This is a genomic window from Janthinobacterium sp. LPB2021202312-11-4, from assembly GCF_037049705.1.
GTDB lineage: Bacteria > Pseudomonadota > Gammaproteobacteria > Pseudomonadales > Pseudomonadaceae > Aquipseudomonas.
In genome coordinates this window covers 1-21,995 of the sequence record NZ_JBAGKV010000010.1, presented here as the reverse complement: position 1 = coordinate 21,995, position 21,995 = coordinate 1, and the positions used below count along the sequence as shown (strand labels likewise).

General features: G+C 58.1%; 25 protein-coding genes and 2 tRNA genes. 25 read left to right on the top strand and 2 right to left on the bottom strand.

All coding sequences use genetic code 11. From position 1 onward, the window contains the following. The first annotated feature begins 20 nt into the window (after positions 1 to 20). The 14 genes from V5E99_RS12910 (at position 21) to V5E99_RS12845 (ending at position 9,477) form a co-directional block, all read left to right on the top strand. A tRNA-Phe gene (locus V5E99_RS12910) sits at positions 21 to 96 on the top strand. Between the two features lie 174 nt (positions 97 to 270). Then, a complete protein-coding gene (locus tag V5E99_RS12905) occupies positions 271 to 1,497 on the top strand; it encodes a tyrosine-type recombinase/integrase (RefSeq protein WP_499802778.1) in 1,227 nt (408 codons plus the stop codon). Next, the gene (locus tag V5E99_RS12900; RefSeq protein WP_499802777.1) at positions 1,494 to 2,291 is read left to right on the top strand and encodes a hypothetical protein; all 798 of its coding nucleotides are present in this window, start codon (positions 1,494 to 1,496) and stop codon (positions 2,289 to 2,291) included. The genes V5E99_RS12905 and V5E99_RS12900 overlap by 4 nt, the downstream gene beginning before the upstream one ends. Positions 2,292 to 2,403: 112 nt before the next feature. Next, the gene (locus tag V5E99_RS12895) at positions 2,404 to 2,628 is read left to right on the top strand and encodes a helix-turn-helix transcriptional regulator (RefSeq protein ID WP_044270633.1); all 225 of its coding nucleotides are present in this window, start codon (positions 2,404 to 2,406) and stop codon (positions 2,626 to 2,628) included. 562 nt (positions 2,629 to 3,190) lie between these two features. Continuing rightward, positions 3,191 to 3,478 (top strand): hypothetical protein, encoded by a 288-nt coding sequence (locus V5E99_RS12890; RefSeq protein ID WP_198861738.1) that lies wholly within the window; start codon positions 3,191 to 3,193, stop codon positions 3,476 to 3,478. After that, positions 3,475 to 3,741 (top strand): hypothetical protein, encoded by a 267-nt coding sequence (locus V5E99_RS12885; RefSeq protein ID WP_499802776.1) that lies wholly within the window; start codon positions 3,475 to 3,477, stop codon positions 3,739 to 3,741. Before V5E99_RS12890 ends, V5E99_RS12885 begins: the two co-directional genes overlap by 4 nt. A gap of 2 nt (positions 3,742 to 3,743) precedes the next feature. Next, on the top strand, positions 3,744 to 4,151 hold the full coding sequence (locus V5E99_RS12880; protein ID WP_499802775.1) for a hypothetical protein: 408 nt from the start codon (positions 3,744 to 3,746) through the stop codon (positions 4,149 to 4,151). Continuing rightward, on the top strand, positions 4,148 to 5,425 hold the full coding sequence (locus V5E99_RS12875; RefSeq protein ID WP_499802774.1) for an AAA family ATPase: 1,278 nt from the start codon (positions 4,148 to 4,150) through the stop codon (positions 5,423 to 5,425). The genes V5E99_RS12880 and V5E99_RS12875 overlap by 4 nt, the downstream gene beginning before the upstream one ends. Then, positions 5,425 to 5,715: a hypothetical protein gene (locus tag V5E99_RS12870; protein ID WP_044270625.1), complete on the top strand. Its 291-nt coding sequence runs from the start codon at positions 5,425 to 5,427 to the stop codon at positions 5,713 to 5,715. The genes V5E99_RS12875 and V5E99_RS12870 overlap by 1 nt, the downstream gene beginning before the upstream one ends. A gap of 458 nt (positions 5,716 to 6,173) precedes the next feature. Further along, positions 6,174 to 6,422, top strand: a complete 249-nt coding sequence (locus V5E99_RS12865; protein ID WP_499802773.1) for a hypothetical protein — start codon at positions 6,174 to 6,176, stop codon at positions 6,420 to 6,422. Between the two features lie 444 nt (positions 6,423 to 6,866). Beyond that, entirely contained in the window at positions 6,867 to 8,051 is a 1,185-nt protein-coding gene (locus V5E99_RS12860; RefSeq protein ID WP_499802772.1) for a phage major capsid protein, read from the top strand. A 273-nt stretch (positions 8,052 to 8,324) separates the two neighbouring features. Next, positions 8,325 to 8,675, top strand: coding sequence for a hypothetical protein (locus V5E99_RS12855; protein WP_499802771.1), 351 nt, complete (start codon positions 8,325 to 8,327; stop codon positions 8,673 to 8,675). Between the two features lie 2 nt (positions 8,676 to 8,677). Next, the gene (locus V5E99_RS12850) at positions 8,678 to 9,265 is read left to right on the top strand and encodes a tail assembly protein (protein WP_499802770.1); all 588 of its coding nucleotides are present in this window, start codon (positions 8,678 to 8,680) and stop codon (positions 9,263 to 9,265) included. Then, positions 9,262 to 9,477, top strand: a complete 216-nt coding sequence (locus tag V5E99_RS12845) for a DUF4224 domain-containing protein (RefSeq protein WP_499802769.1) — start codon at positions 9,262 to 9,264, stop codon at positions 9,475 to 9,477. The genes V5E99_RS12850 and V5E99_RS12845 overlap by 4 nt, the downstream gene beginning before the upstream one ends. Before the next feature lie 707 nt (positions 9,478 to 10,184). On the opposite strand, the gene V5E99_RS12840 is transcribed toward V5E99_RS12845, so the two are convergent. Continuing rightward, positions 10,185 to 10,553 (bottom strand): hypothetical protein, encoded by a 369-nt coding sequence (locus V5E99_RS12840; RefSeq protein ID WP_499802768.1) that lies wholly within the window; start codon positions 10,551 to 10,553, stop codon positions 10,185 to 10,187. Between the two features lie 262 nt (positions 10,554 to 10,815). Between V5E99_RS12840 and V5E99_RS12835 the strand changes: the two genes are divergently transcribed. From V5E99_RS12835 to V5E99_RS12820, 4 genes are read left to right on the top strand one after another with little or no spacing between them, the layout of a single operon-like run. Beyond that, positions 10,816 to 11,883: a PDDEXK nuclease domain-containing protein gene (locus V5E99_RS12835; RefSeq protein ID WP_499802767.1), complete on the top strand. Its 1,068-nt coding sequence runs from the start codon at positions 10,816 to 10,818 to the stop codon at positions 11,881 to 11,883. A gap of 48 nt (positions 11,884 to 11,931) precedes the next feature. Then, the gene (locus V5E99_RS12830) at positions 11,932 to 12,906 is read left to right on the top strand and encodes an alpha/beta hydrolase family protein (protein ID WP_499802766.1); all 975 of its coding nucleotides are present in this window, start codon (positions 11,932 to 11,934) and stop codon (positions 12,904 to 12,906) included. Positions 12,907 to 12,943: 37 nt separating this feature from the next. Then, positions 12,944 to 13,360, top strand: coding sequence for a hypothetical protein (locus tag V5E99_RS12825; RefSeq protein ID WP_499802765.1), 417 nt, complete (start codon positions 12,944 to 12,946; stop codon positions 13,358 to 13,360). A 5-nt stretch (positions 13,361 to 13,365) separates the two neighbouring features. After that, complete coding sequence (locus V5E99_RS12820; RefSeq protein ID WP_499802764.1) at positions 13,366 to 13,818, top strand: hypothetical protein; 453 nt, start codon at positions 13,366 to 13,368, stop codon at positions 13,816 to 13,818. A 74-nt stretch (positions 13,819 to 13,892) separates the two neighbouring features. On the opposite strand, the gene gabP is transcribed toward V5E99_RS12820, so the two are convergent. Next, complete coding sequence (gene gabP, locus V5E99_RS12815; RefSeq protein WP_499802763.1) at positions 13,893 to 15,284, bottom strand: GABA permease; 1,392 nt, start codon at positions 15,282 to 15,284, stop codon at positions 13,893 to 13,895. Positions 15,285 to 15,835: 551 nt separating this feature from the next. Between gabP and V5E99_RS12810 the strand changes: the two genes are divergently transcribed. The 7 genes from V5E99_RS12810 (at position 15,836) to V5E99_RS12780 (ending at position 21,363) form a co-directional block, all read left to right on the top strand. Then, positions 15,836 to 16,609: an ABC transporter ATP-binding protein gene (locus V5E99_RS12810; protein ID WP_027922189.1), complete on the top strand. Its 774-nt coding sequence runs from the start codon at positions 15,836 to 15,838 to the stop codon at positions 16,607 to 16,609. A gap of 13 nt (positions 16,610 to 16,622) precedes the next feature. After that, the gene (locus V5E99_RS12805; RefSeq protein WP_499802762.1) at positions 16,623 to 17,369 is read left to right on the top strand and encodes an ABC transporter substrate-binding protein; all 747 of its coding nucleotides are present in this window, start codon (positions 16,623 to 16,625) and stop codon (positions 17,367 to 17,369) included. A 77-nt stretch (positions 17,370 to 17,446) separates the two neighbouring features. Beyond that, complete coding sequence (locus V5E99_RS12800; RefSeq protein WP_201192248.1) at positions 17,447 to 18,142, top strand: ABC transporter permease; 696 nt, start codon at positions 17,447 to 17,449, stop codon at positions 18,140 to 18,142. After that, positions 18,139 to 18,828, top strand: a complete 690-nt coding sequence (locus V5E99_RS12795; protein WP_201199770.1) for an ABC transporter permease — start codon at positions 18,139 to 18,141, stop codon at positions 18,826 to 18,828. The genes V5E99_RS12800 and V5E99_RS12795 overlap by 4 nt, the downstream gene beginning before the upstream one ends. Next, positions 18,809 to 20,041, top strand: coding sequence for a methyltransferase (locus V5E99_RS12790; protein ID WP_499802761.1), 1,233 nt, complete (start codon positions 18,809 to 18,811; stop codon positions 20,039 to 20,041). Before V5E99_RS12795 ends, V5E99_RS12790 begins: the two co-directional genes overlap by 20 nt. A 343-nt stretch (positions 20,042 to 20,384) precedes the next feature. Beyond that, complete coding sequence (locus V5E99_RS12785; protein WP_499802760.1) at positions 20,385 to 21,167, top strand: FkbM family methyltransferase; 783 nt, start codon at positions 20,385 to 20,387, stop codon at positions 21,165 to 21,167. A gap of 120 nt (positions 21,168 to 21,287) precedes the next feature. Next, positions 21,288 to 21,363 (top strand) — tRNA-Thr (locus V5E99_RS12780). The last annotated feature ends 632 nt before the right edge of the window (positions 21,364 to 21,995 follow it).

Below are 21,995 nucleotides of genomic sequence, written 5' to 3'. Positions count from 1 at the left end.
CCAGTTTAATGCGCCCCGTTGCCCAGATAGCTCAGTCGGTAGAGCAGGGGATTGAAAATCCCCGTGTCGGCGGTTCGATTCCGTCTCTGGGCACCACTAATTGATTTCAGGTGGTGCCAAAACCACCCGAAAGCCCACAAGAAGCCCGCCCAGTGCGGGCTTTTTGTTGTCCATGATTTCCCAAACCAACCTTGCCAGCCCAGAGTTTTGGGGGCAGAGTTGGGGGCATGACCGGTTCGGTCATCTCGCATGCCCCCAAAATGGTGCTCCATGGCCCTGAAAGTCGCGCCCCTGACCGATTCCGCCCTCAAGGCTGCCAAGCCCCGGGAGAAGCCCTACAAGCTCGCTGACGGCGAAGGCTTGTATCTCGAAGTGATGCCCACCGGCTCAAAGCTCTGGCGCCTCAAGTACCGGCACCTCGGCAAAGAGAATCGCCTGGCGTTCGGCTCCTACCCGGAAGTGACATTGCTACAGGCTCGCCGTAAGCGATCTGAGGCGCGTCAGTTGATTTCCGAGGGCAAAGACCCCGCCCAGGAGCGCAAATCCACCAGGCAGGCGCAGAAGGTCGAAGGGCTGACGTTCGAGACGCTGGCGCGAGAGTGGTTCGCCTATAACGCACCGCGCTGGGCAGAGAGCACCACCTACAAGGCCAAGCTGTACCTGGAGAATGATTTGATCCCGGGCATTGGCTCGCGCACGCTCAAAGACATCACCCGGCCCGACCTGGTGGAGCTGGTGCGCAAGGTCGAGGCCCGAGGCACGCTCAACGCCGCCGGCAAGATCCGCCAATGGCTACACCAGATATTCCGCTATGGCCTGGCCAAGGGTGTCGTAGAGACGAATCCAGCCACTGACCTGGACGTGGTGGCCGCGCCCGCACGAGCGCCCCGCCATCACCCTCACGTCGCACTATCTGAACTGCCTGAGCTGCTGACCAAGTGCGACAGCGCCAACATCAACACACTGACCCGTTACGCCATCCGTCTGCTGGTGCTCACAGCGGTGCGGCCTGGGGAGCTGCGCGCGGCGCCCTGGTCCGAGTTCGATCTGGACGCTGCCACCTGGACAATCCCGAAAGAGCGGATGAAGGCTCGCCGGCCGCACGTCGTGCCACTGCCAAGCCAGGCCGTGGAGATCCTGCGCCAGATCATGCCGATCACCGGGGAATACCCGCTAGTCTTCGCTGGCCAGCAGAACCCAGATCGCCCGATGAGCGAGAACACCGTGAACAAGGCGCTGCGCATCATGGGCTACGAGAACCGCCAGACCGGCCACGGGTTCCGGCACCTTCTCTCAACCGAGCTGAACGGGCGTGGCTACAACAAGGACTGGATCGAGCGACAGCTCGCCCACGGCGACAGCGACGGCATCCGCGACACCTACAACCACGCCAACTACCTGGAGCAGCGCCGCGGGATGATGCAGGCATGGGCTGACTCAATCGACGCGCTGTGTTCCGGCGCGAATGTGGTTTCTATTCGGAGTGCGGCCAAGTGAGCAAGCTCAGCAAATTCAAGACCTATTTACCAATAGCTCAGTCGGCAAAACTGCTATCAGACTTAATTGGTGAGACCGTGGATGTAGGCCGCGTACTGTCTTTATATGAAGATGGGTGGCTGAGGTTATTCCGCCCGTGCCATGGGGAGTTAATAAAACTTAAGCCTGCTCTCGATGACGAACTTTTCGAGTTACATGCAAGTGATGGGCGTTATTTTATGGAAAGCGATGAAGTTGCCGGAGTTTGCCTTGGAATACATCTTCCTTGTGATACGGCTTACATATCGTCGCATGCTTGTTACGCTTTGCGTGATGAAAACGGAGGGCTGTATGCAATAAGGGATAGTGAAACAGATGAATACCTATCCCCTTTTGATGAGTTTGACGAAGAAAACACAAAGGTCCTGGCAGTCACTGCCGACATATACACACTTGCAAAACAAGCAAACACGGACTCAATACCAGAGAAACCCCCAATTGAAGTAATGGTAAATGAACACTGCATAGCCGTTGAGCACATCATTTACAACTTCGCGCCAAATGAAACACCTTCAATTACAAAACCCACAGTAGATATTGCCAAAGAGACACTACCACCATCACTAAGAATAACAGTTGCTGCACTCCTAGAGGCCGCCACAAGCCAGCGAAAAGTTCACACCCAGTCATCCCTTATAGAGTCGATACTTGAACGAAATAAGGGTATTCGCGGGCTTAGCGAGAGCTCACTGCAAAAGCACTTCAGTGACTCGAACTCCGAGCTTTCCAAGCTGCGTGCCGCATCCCAAGACTGAGCCAATAAATTGCAATTGCAAAACCGCTTTTTTCATTTGCAATGACTCTCTGCCCTCTCCCCTACAGCATTGCCATCGTCAGTTACCCATACCGCCCCAGGAGGCGCAGACGATGGCAAACGCTACCAACACCACCGCACCAGTCCGCCGGTTTATCAAGCGCCAGGAAGTAGAGTCGATCACCGGCCTTTCCTGCACCGAGATATACCGCCGTGTCGCCGCAGGCAAATTCCCCAAGCAGGTCACCCTCGGTCCCAAGAGCGTCGTTTGGATCGAATCCGAGGTGCTTACCTGGTGCGACGAGCGCATTGCTGAATGCCGCTCCGAGGTTGCGTGATGGATGCCCTCTCCTCCATTCGTGCCCTTTTTTCCCATTCGTGCCCTAGTTTTTTCTCCGGCACGAATGGGGCTCGAATGGGCATGAATGAAAAAAGAACCCTCAAGATTGGCGACAGACGGTCGATAGATTCGGTTGCAAGCAATCGTGGTCCTCGGTATGGTTTGCCCGTCGCTGCAAATTCAGCGACCGGGCTTGGTAACCCGTTGAACAATAGGCGCACAGGCGCCCCCATTACGATTGCAGGCGCTTTTTTTGTGCCCGCACGTCCAGTTTATGGTGGCTGTGCGCGGGAGACCTTCGGGTCTGCCGGGTTCCTATTGTCCCGGTTTACCAACCTGCGTACAGCTGCCACCCATTCGCTTGGTAACGAACGTGGCAGCTCCTCAACAATGGGAGCTACACCGATGACCACCCTCATTCCGTCCAAAATTCGCGCACTTGCTCACCGCCGTATGGCACTGAGCGCCCTCCGCGCGAACTCGTCCCTATCCGTCCGCTTGAAACGTTACAACCACCACATGGCCCAGGCCCGCACCCTTGAATGCCAAGGGGGTGACCAATGAACAACCTCCCGGCTATTTTGCTGCTTGAAGGCGACGTAGTACGCGAAGTACTCATCAGCCCCGAAGACATGGCTCGAATGAATGATGCTCGCGCCACATTCAAAGAGCTTTACTCAATCCTCATGGGTCACGTCATTCCGGAACTTGGCGGTTTCAATAATCCGGTAGCTACTGAGATTGAGCGTCGTCTTGAATCTATCATGTTCGACAGTCGTAACTTCCTCTGGCCACATCGTTACACGGGCGCTGCTCATGCTGCCGTAAACGTCGGGGGTGTCCAGTGAGCAAAGTTTATATTCCCGCCGCACGTCTTAGAAACGAAGCGGAGGCTATGCACGATTCCGGTTATTTCGTTTCAGCACTTGCGCAACTTATAACCACGATGGGCGCAGAAGAACCAGAGCTTCTGGAAAAAGCCTTTAATGGCTATGTCGTTTGCGGAATTATGTCGGGGCTTGGTCTGATCGGTAATGAACTTATGTGCCGTGCAGATGAATTAAACAAGCTTGTTGACCAGGCAGAAAAAACAGCCTCCACGAGGAACTGAATATGAATATTCAAAACGGCGCACTTGCGCCGGCGGGATCGGCTTGCCTGGATAAAGTGCTTAGTTGCCTCGACAAAGTTAAACCGGCTGGCGCCAACAAGTGGAAAGCGTGCTGTCCGGCGCATGACGACAAGAACCCGAGCTTGGCAATTACCGAAACTTCGAAGGGAACAGTTCTGCTCAAGTGCTGGGCCGGTTGCACCACGCAAAGCATTTTGACGGCCATAGGCCTGGAGTTCCGGGATCTGTTTCCAGGCTCTTCCACCGCCCGACGCGGGCCCAGTGCCGCCGCCGTTAAGCACGAGCGAGCCGTATACCTGATCGGGAAGGCCCTGCTCGACAAGGGAGCGCTGGAAGGCGACGACCTGCAGCGCTTCAACCTCGCCAAGCAGCGCCTGGGGGTCAAATGAACAAGGATCGATTTGCAGAGCAGTGGACCGATGCAACGGACCCACTCCAGGCGCTTGGGCTGAAGGCGGTGCCCACCACCCCAGCGGTTTGGAAGGTGAACGCTGTAAGCGCCGCAGACATCAAGCCTCTGGCCATTCGTTGGCTGTGGCCTGGCTGGTTGGCAAAGGGGAAGCTGCACATCCTCGCTGGCGCGGGCGGCACTGGGAAAACCACGCTACTCATCAGCCTTATCGCAACCATCACCACCGGCGGGCGGTGGCCAGACGGCGAACTCTGCCAGGAGCGCGGCAATGCGCTCATCTGGTCGAGCGAGGACGATCCGGCCGACACACTGGTACCGCGCCTGATCGCCGCCGGCGCCGATCTGTCCCGCGTCCACATCATCCAGGGTCGTATCAATGCCCAGGGCGAGGCCGATCCTTTCGACCCGTCAAACGATATTGGGTTGCTGCGCGACACGGTGCGCGAGCTGGGCGGCGTGTCGCTGCTGATGCTCGATCCCGTGGTCAGCGCTGTGAAGGGGGATATGCACAAGGCCAATGATGTTCGGCGCGGCCTGCAGGGCGTGGTGGACTTTGCCGAGGCCAATCTCTGCGCTGTCGTCGGTATCAGCCACTTTGCCAAGGGCGGGGCCGGTTCATCGCCGGCAGATCGGGTGATCGGCTCGCAAGCCTTCTCAGCGCTCGCCAGGACGGTACTGGTTGCCGCCAAGCAGCAAGACTCTGACGCCCGGGTGCTGGCGCGGGCGAAATCCAACATCGGCACCGACGAGGGCGGCGTCTCGTACACGATCGAGCCGTGCACCATTCCTGGGGAGATCGAGACGACGCATGTTGCCTGGGGCGATCTGATCGAGGGCTCAGCGCGAGAGATCCTAGGCGACGTGGAAGGCTCGGACGATGACACGCGCATGGATGACGATGATCCGTCAGAGGCCCTGAAGCGAATCCTCAAGGACGGGCCGATGACCGGCAAGCAAGTGAAAAGCTTGATGGCGGAAAACGGATACAGCGCGAAGCAGACCCGGACCGCTCGCGAAAAACTGTCAGTAGTGACAGCACGCGAGGGTTTCGGAAAGGAGATTAAAACCCTCTGGTCTCTGCCACAGGCAACCGGCCCTTACTCGGCATTTCCTCCACTCGTGCCCTCGTGCCCTGACTCGTGCCCAGCCTTGGACATGGGCACGAATGGAAAAAAAGGGCACGAATGGGAGAAATCTGGTGATGGGGCACCAATGCCAAGCTTTGCAGAAGACGACGCGGAGGAAGTCTGATGGCCGCCCTCGCCTACCTGCTCAACCTGGGGTTTGTCGCGAAATTGAGCGGGAAGCGTGTCCGAGTATCGCCGGCAAGCAAGCTCAATGACCAGGTGCGGGCCTACATCAAAAACCACCGCCTCGAGCTGCTGGCGGAACTGGCATCGAATGACGGTATTGAGCGGCGCTGCCACTGGCAGGTGATGCTCGACAGCAAGCCTCTCTGCACGATGATCGGGGAGCCGATGACACGCGCTGAGGCACTGGAGGTGGTGCGGTGGCGATGGCCTACCGCTGACCTGTCGTGACGGCTCAAATCTGAGCCAGATGCGGGGTGCAGATCATGCGGGGGTAGATGCATCCAAATTTGGACACATCTCGATGCTGGTGCCGGGTAACGAACAAGTAACGCCAGCACCGTTACTTCTCTGTTAGCGCGGCGGGGGTCGTTCCTGAAAACGACACCTCATCACGAGGAGATGTGAGCACATTCGCTCACATCTCGATGGAGCAGATCTGCGCCATTGCTGGATTGACCCGCTTTTGATGGGCGTGCAAGCGCTTATCGCTACAGGCCACGGGGCGTATGGCGTGCAGGCCGGGTAAGGATCCACCAGCCGCGAGGAATAGAAGTTAGACAGGAATGCCTTCTGACCTGATCCCGATCAGACGGGCGTTAGATTCCAAGATTCACGTATTCCGCTACAGGCCACGGGGTGCGGGTCCTGCACCCCGCATCCACAAATTGTGATTATGGAGGTTTGAAATGACAAAGAACGACTACAGCAGGCCGCCGCGTGCGCCATTCCCTCGTGCTCTTGCTGCAGGGATTGCCCGTAAGGCTTCGATCATGGCCAGCAGGCTTGAGGAGCAGGCGACCAGGACGATGGTGCGTGATGCTCAGCGTGCCCTCGATCGCGGCATCAAGGCTGACGTGATCGCCCAGGAGATGGGGTTGCCCGCAGCACCCGAACCACAGGGGGCGGTGCAAGAGTCTGGGCACTTCTCGACCTAGACCGCGCCCGAGGCGTTTTATCGCGCAGTCATTTGGGGAAAACCGTTTTTCCGCACCAGGAGATTTTATGAAAAGAGACATACCACAGCGTCGCGCTATGGAGCGCTACCTGCGATCAGCCGGCGTACCTCGATCCCTGTCCATGCAGTTCACCGGACTTGTTCCAGATCACGTAATTCGTCGCCTTCTGCCCTGGCGTCTCCGCTTTCGGCTTGCGCTCACCCGCTGGGCAGATAGAATTGGCTTGTCGGTAAGGCCCGTGGCCACCGAAGCGACAACTTTGAAATCATCGACGGCGCGAGGCTGCGCGATGACTGATGAGGCCAGATCCGGAGTGAGTCCGGCGGGACGCGAAAGCAAGCAACAGCGCAAGAGTCACGCACCCAGCGTGGACAAAGCGCGTCCTCCATTCCGGAAATAAAGGTCATCATTATGATTAACGCTATGAGCAACAACGCCCGCCGCGAACTCCGCACCAAAGCCGGCGGGAGCAACGATCAAGTTGGCGAGCTCCTCCTCAAAGAGCTCCAGGATCGCGACGTTGAAATCAAGAACTTCAGCGAGAACGCCGTCAAAGAAATCACCGCCCTGAAAGACCGCCTGCAGGACCTGGAGCAGAAAGGCCAGCGCCGCGGCGGTGACGCCCCCGCGGGTGGCACTGACGCGGTGGGCAAGATGGCTGAGGAGTTCACCAAGTCCAGCCAGTTCGCCGCTTTGAAATCGGGCGGCCCAACCACCGGCCGAGTAACGGTTGACAGCATCAGCATCAAAGCCCTTACCAACGCAGGCCAGGGCATCACCGGCTCCACCAGCTACTCGGCTACGGCCCAACGCCAACCCGGCCTGCACAACGATCCACGCCGAGACCTATCCCTGCTGGACTACCTGCCATCCCTCCCGGCAACCTCCAGCACCTTCGAGTACATGCAGCTCAAGGATTACACCAACAACGCGACGGAGCAGGAGGAGGAAGGTCAGCAGAAGGCACAGAGCAACATCGATGCTGAGCTGGAAACCGCCAACATCGCCACGGTTGCCCACTTCACCAGGGCTTCCAAGCAAGTGCTGGACGACACCCCGGCCCTGGGCCAGCAGATCGGCAACCTGCTGAACTATGGCCTGCTCGAAAAGCTGGAGGCTCGCTTGATCGCCGGCCCAGGCGGCAAAGGCAAGATCAAAGGCCTGATTGGCTACGCAGTACCTCATGTCGTCGTCGGCACCTTGTTGCCGGTCGACGCAATAGGCCAGGCGGTGACGGCCATGAAGACCAGCGGCTGGCAAGCACGTCTGATCATCATGAACCCGAACGACTGGTTCAACATCTCCAGCGAGCGCGATGCTGACGGTCAGTACGTCCTGGGCTCCCCGCGCGATCCAGCGCCACCGGTGTTGTGGGGCGCTCCCCTGATAACCTCCGGCTCGATGCCGGCCGGCACCGTCCTCCTCCTGGACACCTCGCAGGTGGCTATGCTCGACCGCGAACAGCCCACGCTGATGCTCAGCCGCGAGGACGCCAACAACTTCACCAGCAACATGGTCACCCTGCTGGCCGAGCTGAGGGCCGGCCTGGCTGTGTTCTCCACTGGTGCTGTGCGGTCCGTGGATATCACACCACCGGCCGGCGGCTGATAGGTCAGAGGACACGACAAGGCTCGCCCGATCAATCGGTGCGGGCCTTTTTTTCAACAGTCAGCGACGGGACGACCAGACGCTCGATGCACGCTTGGCCGGTTCAACACCACCACAAACGAGAACGAATCTCACCGAAGGCACCGGAATGGTGCATATAGGCAGGCTCAATGGGTGGGGGCGGGTCAATAGTCTGGGGCTTTACGCTTCTAGACCGCGCCCGAGCCGTTTTTTTGCACCGTCAAAATTAGATTTTGAAAATTGGAGTCGAATATGACCCATCAAGAAAGATTCGCCGAAGCCTGCAGGTCCACTGATTTCGAAGACCACCCGGGCACGGTGGGCGGTTACAAAGTTTGGGGTGTCAGCGACATCGTGAAGGGCGGCCGGGAGATTTTTGACGGCCCATATTTCACAGAAGACGAGGCAAGAATTGCCGCCGATCTTTGGAAGGCAACGCCCGAGCGCAAGTGCGCCCGCGTCGACGCATCAATCCACTGTGCAGCCTGGAACCCAAACCCAAATCGCGAGCTAGATATTCGAAGGGACGCGGTAGCCGCTCGCACCATCCTGGCCGAACTGATCGGCGCCGAACCTCCTAAACCCACCGCATCGAGGGCCTGACCATGGCAGCCACAGCAGCGCACTACTCGCCAATGACTCGGATCTACTTGTCAGGCTCTCTGGCGCGCAAATTCTTTCGCTTCAAGGATTACCAGCTCGACAGCGGGTGTGCCTGGGAAGGATTTAAGGCACTCAAAAACACGGTCGATGGCTTCGCCGAGGAGATCGCACGCCTTGGTAGACTTGGACTGCGTTTCGCCATTTTTCGAAACAGAAAGAACTCAGGCGAAGACGATTGGGCAAAAGGCGGTACCCGGGAAATCAGAATCGTGCCGGTGATCTCCGGCGCTAAGCGGGCGGGCATCCTACAAACCGTACTTGGAGTAGTGCTGATCGCCATGAGCTCGATCACGAACGGCGCAACCCTTGCACCTGGTATCGCTCTAACCGCCGGCGGCGTGATTCAAATGCTCAGCCCACAAGTGCCAGGCCTGAAACAGAGCTCCGCCCCTGAAAACGCCGCTTCATATGCTTTCGGAAGCGCCAAGAACACCACGGCCAGCGGGAACATAATCCCGATCTGCATTGGCCACCGTGCATGGGGTGGCGTAATCATTTCGGCATCGATCTACGCCGAAGACCGGTCATGAACGATTCGTTTTTATTAAACGCCGCAGAAGTTGCCGAACTGACCGGCTATCAAAAACCAAAAGCCCAACTCAGATGGCTTGAAAGGGAGGGGTTCCCCTTTTTAGTCGGCGGCGATGGCCGCCCGAAGGTCCTTCGGGACATAGTGGTGCGCCGCCTGGGAGGCGTAACGCATGAGAAGCCAAGGCCCTTGCCGCAGTTGAGGTTAACTTAACGTTTGGGGGCAGATTTGGGGGCATATGCGAGATTCAAACCGGATAGAACCATAGCCTGCAAGCCTCATAGGCATTGGTTCGATTCTGTCTCTGGCACCAAAATACCGAGAAACCCCAAGGAACAATGTGTCCTTGGGGTTTTTTATTGCCTGCGATTTTATGGTCGCTGGACCATTTCTGGACCAAGACGCTTCGGCAGTGTGATTGAAAGCAGTCCAACGGACTTTCGGTACCGACCCCAGAACTGAATAGTTTTAATCTGATTTAAATTGTCAGATTGAGAGCCTCCCTCAGACAAGCTGAGGCGTCGGCAATACAGTCCGTCCCAACGCAGCCCTTTCGCTCTCCCAGGCACGCCACAGGGCCTCCAAGCGCTCTCTACCGCCCCGCACTCCAGATACTTAGAAGTCACGCGGTATGCGCGGACCGCCTGACGCTCGGTCGCAAAAAATGCGAAAACTTTCCCTGAGAGAGGGTGAAAGAAGGCAAAATTCCGTTGCGACTTAGAAGCCGACTCGTAGCAGACCACTCTCTCTCTTTACGTAGAAAACGATGCCAATCACCCAGTTTGCACACCAAAATGGAAAAGCCTTTGTCTCGTCTCTTAGCAAAGATGGGCAGAAGAGCCTGGGGCAGTTCATGACCCCTCCTCCTATAGCTACGTTCATGGCGCAGCGGGCAACTACCGGGATTTTCTCTGATGTCGTTAGCGCGTCGCAACGACGGTGTACTTGCCGGCGGGCAACTGGACGTAAACCAGAGGCCCCGCCTGACTCAGGGTCAGCACCGTTTGCCCCTGGGCATTCTGGATAACCACCTCCACATCGGGAATGTATTTGTTATCCACGCCGACAGAGAACGTCATGTGCAGGTTGTAACCCTTGGCTTGCTGAATGGCTTTTGACTCGTCCTCGCCGACACCACCGGAAAGGTAGGTGATCCCGTTCTGCTGTTGCGGCTGGACTTGCACGCCCGAGCTGTCGATCGGATCAAGGCTGGCGGCATGCAACAGGACCGGGAACATCAATACGCCGAGGGCGGCGAGTGGCAATAAGAGTGAATGGATGCGTTTCATGAGGGCGACTCCCGGGCTCCGGAGAGCCCAATCGTTACCCTCATTAGATTTCTGGAGGCGTGCCCGAGTTTTAGATTGATTGGGACTTGAGGTCACTGCGAATCGGACTACAGGCTGTATTCCGAATACCTCAGGAGGCATCGGCTCGATCCCTCAAAACAAATCTGGTATTTCCTTCCGATCTGTCAGCCGCGCCCGGCATCGCTGAACAACGCATCGTTGGCATTCTTTTCCGTCAGTTCATCCAACTGCGGAAGATTTCATGAGCGACCTCAAACCCGACAACACTCAAGACCCCCAACTCGCTTCACTGCTTGGAAACCTCGGCGAGCTGATTCGCCAGGCGCGGCAGAAAGTATTGAGAGCGGTTGATACGGCTCAGGTACAAACCTGTTGGCAGATTGGGCGGCATATTGTGGAGTTCGAGCAGGAAGGCGCTCGAAGGGCGGTGTATGGCAAGCAATTGCTGGCCACGCTGGCCAAGGATCTGACTGCGAAATTTGGGAAAGGCTTTGATGACCGTAATTTGAGATATATGCGGGACTTTTATCAGACGTTTCCAAATTGGAACGCACTGCGTTCCGAATTGAGCTGGACCCACTACCGCCGACTGCTACGCGTCGACAGCGACAACGCCCGCCAGTGGTACATGGACGAAGCCGCCAGCCAGAACTGGTCAAGCCGCGCCCTGGAACGCCAGATCAACACCCTCTACTACCAGCGCCTGCTGATGAGTCGGGACAAGTCCGTCGTCATGGCCGAAGCCGCCACCAACATCCATGCAATGCTCGAAAGCCCTCGGGAATTCATCCGCGATCCCGTGATGCTGGAATTCCTCGGCCTGCCCAATGCAGGCCTCGTTCTGGAAACCGAACTTGAACAAGCACTCATCGAGCAACTCCAGGGCTTCCTGCTTGAACTGGGCAAAGGCTTTGCCTTTGTCGCCCGTCAGCAACGCATAAGCACAGAGGGCAGAGACTTCTACATCGATCTGGTGTTCTACAACTACCTGCTCAAATGCTTTGTCATCTTCGATCTCAAGCGCGGGGAACTGACCCATCAGGATGTCGGGCAAATGGACATGTATGTGCGCATGTATGACGACCTCAAGCGCAGCGATGAGGACGGGCCGACCGTTGGCATCATTCTTTGCGCACAAAAAAATGAGTCAGTGGTGCGCTACTCGGTGCTGCAAGACAACGAACAACTGTTCGCCAGCAAGTACAAACTGGTGCTGCCGAGCGAGGAGGAGTTGCGAGCGGAGCTGGATCGAGAGCAGGCAGCACTTGAGGAGCGATTACTCACACAGCAAACACAGGATTGTTCATGAGCTGCGCGAAGACTATCGTTGGCGGCCACCCGCAAAGGTTCGAAGTCGATGAATTTGCAGGACACGCCTTCACCGGCATCCACTCAAATTGAACTGCCACCGGGAACCTCCGTGTCCGGCGAACCGTTCAAGGAACCCGCCGCAGACGGCTTCATCCTCGGCGGCTTCACTTGGCGGCATGCCCAACCGGACGCGAACCGCCCGGTGGTGATCATCAACGCCGCCACCTCGGTCCGGTGTCGCCACTATTCGCGCTTCGCGGATTACCTGTCCGCAAACAACTTCGACGTCATCACCTTCGACTACCGCGGCATCGGCGAATCACGGCCCGCCTCACTGAAAGGACTCGACGCTACATGGTCCGACTGGGGCGCTCTAGACTTTGAGGCGATGCTCAAGCGCGCTCAGCGTGATTTCCCCGGCCAGCCGATCGACGTGGTCGGTCACAGCTTCGGCGGCTGTGCGGCGGGGCTGGGAGCCTCTGGGCACCTGATCCGGCATCTGGTGACCGTCGGGGCGCAATTCGCTTACTGGCGCGACTACGCGCCGGCCCACCGCTGGCGGATGTTTGGCAAGTGGCATCTGGTGATGCCGTTGGTGACGATGTTCTGCGGTTACTTCCCCGGCAAACGTCTTGGCTGGCTGGAGGACACACCCGCCGGCGTCGTTCGCGACTGGAGCACGCCCACCGACCGTTACGAGAAGCGCCCCAGCGGCCGCCTGCTCCACGCCAAGCACGGCCGGCTACCGTTCGCCAACGTCAGCGCGAAAATCCTGGCCATCAGCATCAGCGACGATCCTTACGGCACCCTCCCGGCCATCGAACGGCTGCTCGGCTACTTCACTGGCGGCACGACCACCCATCTGCGAATCGAGCCGAAAGACATCGGCGAAGCAGAAGTCGGACATTTCGCCTTTTTTCGTAGCCCATACCAAGCCACACTATGGCCCATTGCATTGTCCTGGCTGCAAACCGGCGAACTGGCCCCCGATACCCCCGGGCGGCGAGTGCCCCGCAGCTGAGCGACCTGCCCTCTCAACGAAATACGGAACGACGCTCATGGCCTCCGCCAACAAGCAGCAAAAACGCGCCACCCGCGCCAAAGCCAAGGCCAAGCAGAACCGCACCCAACGGGCCGCTGCGCCGGTCGAGCTGGACCCGAACGATGACCGCATCGACTTTGAATCGGTGGACCTGACCGAGCTGTTCAAGACCATGATCGACGCCGAAAAAATCAGTCAGCAAGCCATGTGCGCGGCCTTCCTCGAAGACCCGTTGCTGACCCTGGTGTACGAACAGGAAGGCGAAGAAGGTGCGATGGACTTCATCCTCGCGGCGTTGATTGAATACCGTCAGTGGTCCACCGAAGCGGACGAAGCCGGCGCCCTGGCGTGGATCGAATCCCCGGCCTTCCAGGCTGACTACGTGGCGGCGTCCGACGCCATCGCGGCCCAAACACAACCGAAAGCGAACTGAAATTAATGGCCTCCCTGAACAAGCAACAGAAACGCGCCAAACGCGCCAAGCTCAAAGCCAGGCAAATCAACATCCACGGCCGCAAACCCGCCGAACTGGACGATGACCTGGGCGACATCGGCGAGCCGATCCCGGAATACACCCTGGCGATGTTCAGCAAAATGCGCGACGCCGAAGCCATCGGCCGCAACGACATGCTGCTGACCCTGCTGACGAACCTCGCCGACATCATCAGCGACCATCCAGAACTGCTGGACATGGAAAACGCCGACAACGAAGCCATGGCCGCCACCCACCTGGCCGCCGACATGCTGATCGACTACCGCATGTGGGCCGACGGCATGGACCGCGACACCGCCCAGGCCTGGCTGACCGATCCGCAATTCATCACCGACTTCGGCACCGCGCTGGACAGCTATCGCGAATCCCTGGATGCGCAGGAAGAAAAGGCCGAATAATCAGCTTTTGAGTGGAAACAAAAACGGCCGCTTGTCATCACTGACAGCGGCCGTTTTGCATGACGCGGTGTGAATCAGCTCAGCACCACCGCACCCAGCTTCTGCTGCTTGCGACGACGGGCGACGAACAAGCCGACCGCCACCACCAGCAAACTCAGGAACCCGGTCGCGAGGATTTCCACGCGGTGGGCTTCCTGGAACAGCATGATGGTCAGGGCCGCGACGATGAAGACGATCACCGCGTAGGTCAGGCCCGGGAACAGCCACATGCTGAAGGCGATTTTCTCGCCGCGTGCCATGCGCTGCTTGCGCATACGCAGTTGCGAGATCGCGATCACCAGGTACACCAGCAGCGCGATGGCGCCGGAGGTGGCCAGCAGGAAGTCGAACACCGCAGCCGGCGCGACATAGTTGGCGAACACGGCCAGGAATGCAGCGGCGGTGGACAGGATCACGGCCCAGTAAGGCGTGCCGCTCTTGTTGGTGCGCTGGGAAACGGCCGGTGCATCACCGCGTTTGCCCAGGGAGAACATCATCCGCGACGCGGTGTACAGCGCCGAGTTCAGGCAACTGGTTACAGCAACCAGAACCACGATGTCGACGATCAACTTGGCGTTCGGGATGCCCATGCGTTCAAGCACGGTCTGGTAGGAACCGACAGCGGCCAGCACCGGGTCATTCCATGGCACCAGGGCCACGACGATGAAGATCGACACAAGGTAGAACAAGCCGATCCGCCAGATCACCGAGTTGGTGGCCTTGGAGATTTGCTGGCCAGGGTTCTTCGATTCGGCGGCCGCGATGGTCACGATCTCGGTGCCCATGAAGGAGAACATGGTCGTCAAGATCGCGCCCAATACGGCGCCCATACCGTTTGGCAGGAAGCCCTGGGTGTCGAACAGGTGCGAAACGCCGCTGACCTGGCTGGTCGGCAAGAAGCCGAAAATCGCCAGAATACCGAGGCCGATGAAACCGATGATCGCCACGACTTTAACCAGGGCGAACCAGAACTCGAACTCACCGTAGTTCTTCACGCTGAACAGGTTGGTCACCGTCAGCAGCAAAGTAATCACCAGGGTGAAGGCCCAGATCGCCACGTTCGGGAACCAGGCATGCAGGATGGTGGCGGCGGCGTTGGCCTCCAGCGGGATCACCAGTACCCAGAACCACCAGTACAACCAACCGATGGTGAAACCGGCCCAGTGACCGATCGCGCGATCGGCGTAGGTCGAGAAGGAACCGGTGTCCGGCGAAGCGACGGCCATTTCGCCGAGCATGCGCATCACCAGCACGACCAGCGCACCGGCGGCGGCGTAGGCCAACAGCACGGCTGGACCGGCCGCCGCGATCGCGTGGCCCGAGCCAACAAACAGGCCGGCGCCGATAACCCCGGCGATCGACAACATAGTCACATGACGCGGTTTTAGCCCCTGTTCGAGGCCATTGGAGCTTTGGGTACTGCTCATTGAAACTACCTTTGCAAGGAAAGCGATTCAGTCCACCGCGTCTGGCATTTCTTTCTCGTAAAAAGAAACCAACGGGGCGTTCCTTATTCTGCACGCAATAATTGCGCCAAAATGTTTCACAATCCCGGTTTACGCGGGCTACAGGCTGACCGGGCGGTCATCGCAAGTCATTGAGATTAATGGTAATTCGCCAGAGCGTTACCCAGCGACCCACTTAAAGAACGAATCTGCGCACCAGAAACACACTTAGAAAGTGCTGGGCGCACTTAAAAAGTGCAGAACCGGAACGTTTGTCCGGTTAGCGCTTCCAACACCCCACCAAAGCTGGCAACATCGCGCCTTTTTTTACGCGACACCCTCCGAATGCCGGGTTCAAACGGCTGTTCGGTTGATAGCAGCGCGACAGTCTGCTGTACCGATGCGACAACCTGCCACATGCCATCCGTTTACCGCCCGTGGGGCTGTTGGCTGCCATTCGAACGCTATGCTAGCTTGGCCGCCTCGCCAGGAAGGCCACCAACAGCAGGAGCGAAATACTATGAGGAACGCACATGGCTGAGGCCACGCCCGCGCTTGAAATCCGCAACTTGCACAAACGCTACGGACAGCTTGAGGTGCTCAAAGGCATCTCGCTGACCGCCCGCGACGGCGACGTGATCTCGATCCTGGGCTCCTCCGGTTCCGGCAAGTCCACGTTCCTGCGTTGCATCAACCTGCTGGAAAACCCGCACCAGGGCCAGATCCTGGTGGCCGGCGAAGAACTCAAGCTCAAAGCCGCGAAGAACGGCGAACTGGTTGCCGCCGACGGCAAACAGATCAATCGCCTGCGCAGCGAGATTGGTTTTGTGTTTCAAAACTTTAATCTGTGGCCGCACATGAGCGTGCTCGACAACATCATCGAAGCCCCGCGCCGTGTGCTCGGCCAAAGCAAAGCCGAAGCCATCGAAGTCGCCGAAGCCTTGCTGGCCAAGGTCGGCATCGCCGACAAGCGTCATGCCTACCCGGCGCAACTGTCCGGCGGCCAGCAACAACGGGCGGCAATTGCCCGCACGCTGGCGATGCAGCCCAAAGTGATCCTGTTCGACGAGCCCACTTCTGCCCTTGACCCGGAAATGGTCCAGGAAGTACTTAATGTCATCCGCGCACTGGCCGAAGAAGGCCGCACCATGTTGCTCGTGACCCACGAAATGGGTTTTGCCCGTCAGGTCTCCAGCGAAGTGGTGTTCCTCCACCAGGGCCTGGTCGAAGAGCAAGGATCGCCACAGCAGGTGTTCGACAACCCGCTTTCGGCGCGCTGCAAACAATTCATGTCCAGCAACCGCTAACGGAGCTACCCGCATGCAGAACTACAAAAAAATCTTCCTGGCTGCTGCCGTCACCCTGGCGTTCAGCGCCGGTGCCGCCGCCGAGACCTTGAAGATGGGCATCGAAGCGGCCTACCCGCCGTTCAACAATAAAGATGCCAGTGGCAATGTCGTCGGCTTCGACAAAGAAATCGGCGACGCCCTGTGCGCCAAGATGAAAGTCGAATGCACCGTGGTCACGTCCGACTGGGACGGCATCATCCCGGCCCTGAACGCCAAGAAGTTCGACTTCCTGATCTCCTCGATGTCGATCACCGACGAGCGCAAGCAAGCGGTGGACTTCACCGACCCGTACTACTCCAACAAGCTGCAATTCATCGCCAAGAAAGACGTCGACTTCAAAACCGACAAGGATTCGCTGAAAGGCAAAGTGATCGGCGCACAACGTGCGACCCTCGCCGGCACCTGGATGGAAGACCACATGGAAGGCGTTGAAACCAAACTCTACGACACCCAGGAAAACGCCTACCTCGACCTGACCTCCGGTCGTCTGGACGGCATCCTGGCGGACAAATACGTCAACTACGAGTGGCTGAAAAGCGACGCTGGCAAGCCTTATGAATTCAAAGGTGACCCGGTGGAAGAGAGCGACAAAATCGGTATCGCTGTACGAAAAGGCGACCCGATCCGCGCGAAGCTGAACCTTGCACTGAAAGAAATCGTTGAAGACGGCACCTACAAGAAAATCAACGACAAGTACTTCCCGTTCAGCATCTATTGATTCTGACCTGCCTGACGGGCGCCGTTCGCTGACGGCGTTCGTCCTTGGCATTGCCTGCCGCGATTGAAAAGAAATCCATGATTATCGACCTCTACGGATTCGGCCCGGCGCTCGCCGCTGGCGCGCTGATGACTGTGAAACTGGCACTCTCGGCCCTGTGCCTGGGGCTGGTACTCGGTCTGCTCGGCGCCTTGGCCAAGACTTCCCCGCACAAGCCGCTGCAATGGCTGGGCGGTACGTATTCGACGCTGGTTCGCGGCATCCCGGAATTGCTCTGGGTGCTGTTGATCTACTTCGGCACCGTCAACTTGATGCGTGCGCTGGGCGAGTTTTTCGGCAATCCCGATCTCGCTCTCAATGCCTTCGCCGCTGGCGTCATCGCTTTGGGCCTGTGCTTCGGCGCCTACGCCACGGAAGTGTTTCGCGGCGCGATTCTGGCAATCCCCAAAGGTCACCGTGAAGCCGGTGTGGCGTTGGGCATGTCGAAATTTCGCATCTTCACCAAACTGATCATGCCGCAGATGTGGCGCATCGCCCTGCCGGGCCTGGGCAACCTGTTCATGATCCTGATGAAAGACACCGCACTGGTCTCGGTGATCGGCCTGGAAGAAATCATGCGCCACGCGCAAATCGGCGTGACCGTGTCCAAACAGCCGTTCACCTTCTTTATGGTGGCGGCGTTCATGTACCTGGGCCTGACCATCCTCGCCATGACCGGCATGTACTTTCTGGAACGACGCGCCGCTCGCGGCTTCGCGAGGAGCGCCTCATGAATTGGGAAGTCATCATCAAGTGGCTGCCGAAACTGGCCCAAGGCGCGACGCTGACCCTGGAACTAGTGGCCATTGCCGTGATTGCCGGGTTGCTGCTGGCGATTCCGCTGGGCATCGCGCGCTCGTCACGGCTCTGGTATGTGCGCTCGCTGCCCTACGCCTACATCTTCTTTTTCCGCGGCACGCCGTTGCTGGTTCAGCTGTTCCTCGTCTACTACGGCCTGGCGCAGTTCGACGCGGTGCGTAACAGCTCGATGTGGCCGTACCTGCGCGATCCGTTCTGGTGCGCCACGGCGACCATGACATTGCACACGGCGGCTTACATCGCCGAGATTTTGCGGGGTGCGATCCAGGCGATTCCGCCGGGTGAAATCGAAGCGGCACGGGCCCTGGGCATGTCCAGGCCCAAAGCGCTGTTCTACATCATCCTGCCCCGCGCCGCGCGCATCGGCCTGCCCGCCTACAGCAACGAAGTGATCCTGATGCTCAAGGCCAGCGCCCTGGCCAGTACCGTGACCTTGCTGGAACTGACCGGCATGGCCCGCACCATCATTGCCCGGACCTACTTGCCGGTGGAGATCTTCTTCGCTGCAGGCATGTTCTATCTATTGATGGCTTACGTGCTGGTTCGCGGCTTCAAGCTGCTGGAGCGCTGGCTGCGCGTCGATGCCTGCCAAGGGCGTTGATTTTTCCCACGTGCTGACGGGCGAGGCCCTACTCGCCCGTTTCGCGGCGCTGGATGCTTTTCTGATAGAGCATCAGGCGTTGTGGAAGCCACGACCGTTTACTCATCGGCAACTTCCCTGGGAAACGTCCTACCCGGCATTGGCGTTATGGCTACGCGGGCGGTCGCTGGAGGATGCGGAAAACAGTCATAACCAACCTTGCTTGCTCGATGCGCCGCAGCCGTTTGCTGCATTGGCGGCGTTGTCACTTGAGCTGAGTTCGGTGGGCGAATTGCCGGGGCATGCGCTGGAAGCGGCCGGTCATCGCTTGAATGTGGATGTGCCGGGGCGCAAGTGGCAACAGATCGAGGCGTTTGCCAGTCGGTTGGCGTTTGCCGAAGCACCGAAGCATTGGCTGGATTGGTGTTCGGGTAAAGGTCACTTGGGCCGGCGCCTGCTGCAAACCGGGCAACAACTGACGTGTCTGGAATACGACCCTTCGTTGGTGTTGAGCGGTCAGATACTCAGTCAGCGTCATCAGTTGCATGCGCTGCATGTTGAGCAAGACGTGCTCGCGGACAACGCCGCTTTTCTATTAAAGAACGATCACACCCCAGTAGCGCTGCACGCCTGTGGTGATCTGCATGTGCGATTGATCCAGCTCGCCAGCGCCGTCGGCTGCAAACAATTGGCGATCGCGCCCTGCTGTTATAACCGGACTCGTCTGGCGAGCTATGAGGCGCTTTCCTCGGCGGGTTTGCGATCCAGCCTACAACTTTCCCTCGACGATCTCGCGTTACCCATGAGCGAAACCGTCACCGCCGGTGCCCGCGTCCGACGTCAACGGGACACCTCCATGGCCCGACGCCTGGGCTTCGACCTGCTGCAACGGCAACTGCGCGGCATCGACGAATACCTGCCAACGCCCTCCCTGCCCAGTGCCTGGCTGGATAAATCCTTCGCCGACTACTGCCATCATTTGGCCGCGCTGAAAGAGTTATCCACAATCGGCCCGCAGAATTGGCCAGCCCTCGAAGCCGCCGGATGGCAGCGACTCGCCGAAGTACGCAATCTGGAGCTGTTGCGCGGACTTTTCCGACGCCCGTTGGAGCTGTGGCTGGTACTTGACCGGGCACTTTTCCTGTCCGAGCAGGGTTACACCGTTCGCCTCGGCACCTTCTGCGAAACCCCGCTCACACCGCGTAATTTCCTGCTCCTGGCTGAACGTCCTTAAACAGTCGCCGCCTGTGGATAACTCTGTTGATGAAATTCTCGTGGATCCAATAAACAGGCTGTTTCTCCACTGAAACACAACTGTTCACTTTTCGTACACACCAATAAAAAAACCCTAAAAACAGGGATTTGCGAACAAATGAGAACGAGTCCACAAAAACACCGCTGAGCCCGCTTATCAGCCTCCCCGTTGTGCATAAGCATTCAACCGAAAGGACATAACCGCCGAATCCCGGACGCGATCGGCGGAAAATTGCACCCGCCATCCGCCCTTGATATACAAGTAGCCAGTGCGCCGACAGCGCGACCACGAACAAGAAAAATCTGACCGACAGGAAGCCACAGTGACCTTCATTTCTTATGCGCAGAATTTCGAAGACATCCGCCTGTGGCGCGCCCTCAAAATCGTGGAGAACGGCTTCTACATCGACGTCGGCGCCAACGACCCCACCCATGACTCCGTCACCAAAGCCTTCTACGACCACGGCTGGAGCGGCATCAACGTCGAACCGATGCCCAACTACTTCGACGCCCTGTGCCAACAACGCCCCAACGACACCAACCTGCAATGCGTGGCCGGCGAAACCGCCGACGACCTGACCTTCTACGCCATCGCGGGCACCGGCCTCTCGACGCTCGAACCCGCCCTCGCCCAAATGCACAAAGACGCCGGCATGGACGTGCGCAGCCAAACGGTCAAATCCCGCACCCTGAGCTCAATCTGCGAAGAACACGCTCAGGACCGCCCGATTCATTTCCTCAAAATCGACGTCGAAGGCCACGAAGAAACCGTGCTGCGCGGCATGGACTTCAGCCGTTGGCGGCCATGGATCATCCTGATCGAAACCCCATGGAACCGCGATCAGACCTGGGAACACCTCGTCATCGACGCCGGCTACCAATCCATCCTGTTCGACGGCATCAACACCTACTACCTCGCCGAAGAACACCTGAACCTCAAACCCGCCTTCGACATCCCGCCGTGCAACCTGGACGAATTCCAGTTCTGCAAAGGCCACAACTTCAGCCACCCCCTCAGCGACGCCGAACAACAACTCGCCGCCGCCCTGCAACGGGCCGAACACGCCGAAGCGCAGCTGCGCGCGATGCAAAACAGCCGGGCCTAGAAAGCGATTCAGAAACTCAAGAAAGCACTGGTTCGCGGGTAACCTGAGGGTCGAGTAAAAATAGTCTGAATTCAGGGGTTTACAGAACCAACGCAATCGCTATAATCGTCGCCCTAACACGCCGGTATAGCTCAGTTGGTAGAGCAACTGACTTGTAATCAGTAGGTCCCGGGTTCGACTCCTGGTGCCGGCACCATATCTCAAAGCCCCGCAATGCGGGGCTTTGTCATTTCTGGGGTTTGGAAAGGGAATCACGTCAAACGTGAGAACGTCCACAAAACGTCCACACTCAAATTTTGAAGCAGTCTTGCCTAGGGTGCTGCCTTCGGCTCACTGCTCTACGTAGTAGTTCGATATCGCTTTTTCAGTACGGGTCGAATTTTTAACGAGTCCGCTAAATCCCACTCCCACACGCTTTCGAGCTCATCAGTCACCTCCTTTACAGCTATCCCAGGGTACAGATCCACAAACGTTTTCTTCCCAACGTCGCTCAGCCTGACATTGGATAGCTCTTGCCCCCTGCCAACTTTATTTTGGACTTGCTCATAATTCACAAGGGCATCCTCCACCGTGTCGAAAGTTTTTTCGAACGTATCCAGATTTTTGAAAGATAGAACGTAGGGCATCAGAAGAGTCCTTTCTTATGAATAAGGCGGCATGCCGTAGGGAGGTATTTTTTAACAAAATACGCTAGGGCAATCTGTAGGACGCGTCTTGATCTTCGTGAGTCGAAGCACTTCGATGGGGAAGGAAAAAACCTGAGATCTGATAATTTCTGGACTTTTCTGCAGGCAAAAAAAGCCGCCCTGCCCAAGCGTTTTTTATGTC

Excerpts from the sequence above, each read along its gene's own strand:
- V5E99_RS12875 (WP_499802774.1), top strand. The coding sequence starts at position 4,148 with ATGAACAAGGATCGATTTGCAGAGCAGTGGACCGATGCAACGGACCCA.
- V5E99_RS12845 (WP_499802769.1), top strand. The coding sequence starts at position 9,262 with ATGAACGATTCGTTTTTATTAAACGCCGCAGAAGTTGCCGAACTGACC.
- V5E99_RS12850 (WP_499802770.1), top strand. The coding sequence starts at position 8,678 with ATGGCAGCCACAGCAGCGCACTACTCGCCAATGACTCGGATCTACTTG.
- V5E99_RS12880 (WP_499802775.1), top strand. The coding sequence starts at position 3,744 with ATGAATATTCAAAACGGCGCACTTGCGCCGGCGGGATCGGCTTGCCTG.
- V5E99_RS12835 (WP_499802767.1), top strand. The coding sequence starts at position 10,816 with ATGAGCGACCTCAAACCCGACAACACTCAAGACCCCCAACTCGCTTCA.
- V5E99_RS12830 (WP_499802766.1), top strand. The coding sequence starts at position 11,932 with ATGAATTTGCAGGACACGCCTTCACCGGCATCCACTCAAATTGAACTG.
- V5E99_RS12905 (WP_499802778.1), top strand. The coding sequence starts at position 271 with ATGGCCCTGAAAGTCGCGCCCCTGACCGATTCCGCCCTCAAGGCTGCC.
- V5E99_RS12820 (WP_499802764.1), top strand. The coding sequence starts at position 13,366 with ATGGCCTCCCTGAACAAGCAACAGAAACGCGCCAAACGCGCCAAGCTC.
- V5E99_RS12870 (WP_044270625.1), top strand. The coding sequence starts at position 5,425 with ATGGCCGCCCTCGCCTACCTGCTCAACCTGGGGTTTGTCGCGAAATTG.
- V5E99_RS12890 (WP_198861738.1), top strand. The coding sequence starts at position 3,191 with ATGAACAACCTCCCGGCTATTTTGCTGCTTGAAGGCGACGTAGTACGC.
- V5E99_RS12800 (WP_201192248.1), top strand. The coding sequence starts at position 17,447 with ATGATTATCGACCTCTACGGATTCGGCCCGGCGCTCGCCGCTGGCGCG.
- V5E99_RS12855 (WP_499802771.1), top strand. The coding sequence starts at position 8,325 with ATGACCCATCAAGAAAGATTCGCCGAAGCCTGCAGGTCCACTGATTTC.
- V5E99_RS12805 (WP_499802762.1), top strand. The coding sequence starts at position 16,623 with ATGCAGAACTACAAAAAAATCTTCCTGGCTGCTGCCGTCACCCTGGCG.
- V5E99_RS12860 (WP_499802772.1), top strand. The coding sequence starts at position 6,867 with ATGAGCAACAACGCCCGCCGCGAACTCCGCACCAAAGCCGGCGGGAGC.
- gabP (WP_499802763.1), bottom strand. The coding sequence starts at position 15,284 with ATGAGCAGTACCCAAAGCTCCAATGGCCTCGAACAGGGGCTAAAACCG.
- V5E99_RS12895 (WP_044270633.1), top strand. The coding sequence starts at position 2,404 with ATGGCAAACGCTACCAACACCACCGCACCAGTCCGCCGGTTTATCAAG.
- V5E99_RS12810 (WP_027922189.1), top strand. The coding sequence starts at position 15,836 with ATGGCTGAGGCCACGCCCGCGCTTGAAATCCGCAACTTGCACAAACGC.
- V5E99_RS12865 (WP_499802773.1), top strand. The coding sequence starts at position 6,174 with ATGACAAAGAACGACTACAGCAGGCCGCCGCGTGCGCCATTCCCTCGT.
- V5E99_RS12825 (WP_499802765.1), top strand. The coding sequence starts at position 12,944 with ATGGCCTCCGCCAACAAGCAGCAAAAACGCGCCACCCGCGCCAAAGCC.
- V5E99_RS12840 (WP_499802768.1), bottom strand. The coding sequence starts at position 10,553 with ATGAAACGCATCCATTCACTCTTATTGCCACTCGCCGCCCTCGGCGTA.
- V5E99_RS12790 (WP_499802761.1), top strand. The coding sequence starts at position 18,809 with ATGCCTGCCAAGGGCGTTGATTTTTCCCACGTGCTGACGGGCGAGGCC.
- V5E99_RS12795 (WP_201199770.1), top strand. The coding sequence starts at position 18,139 with ATGAATTGGGAAGTCATCATCAAGTGGCTGCCGAAACTGGCCCAAGGC.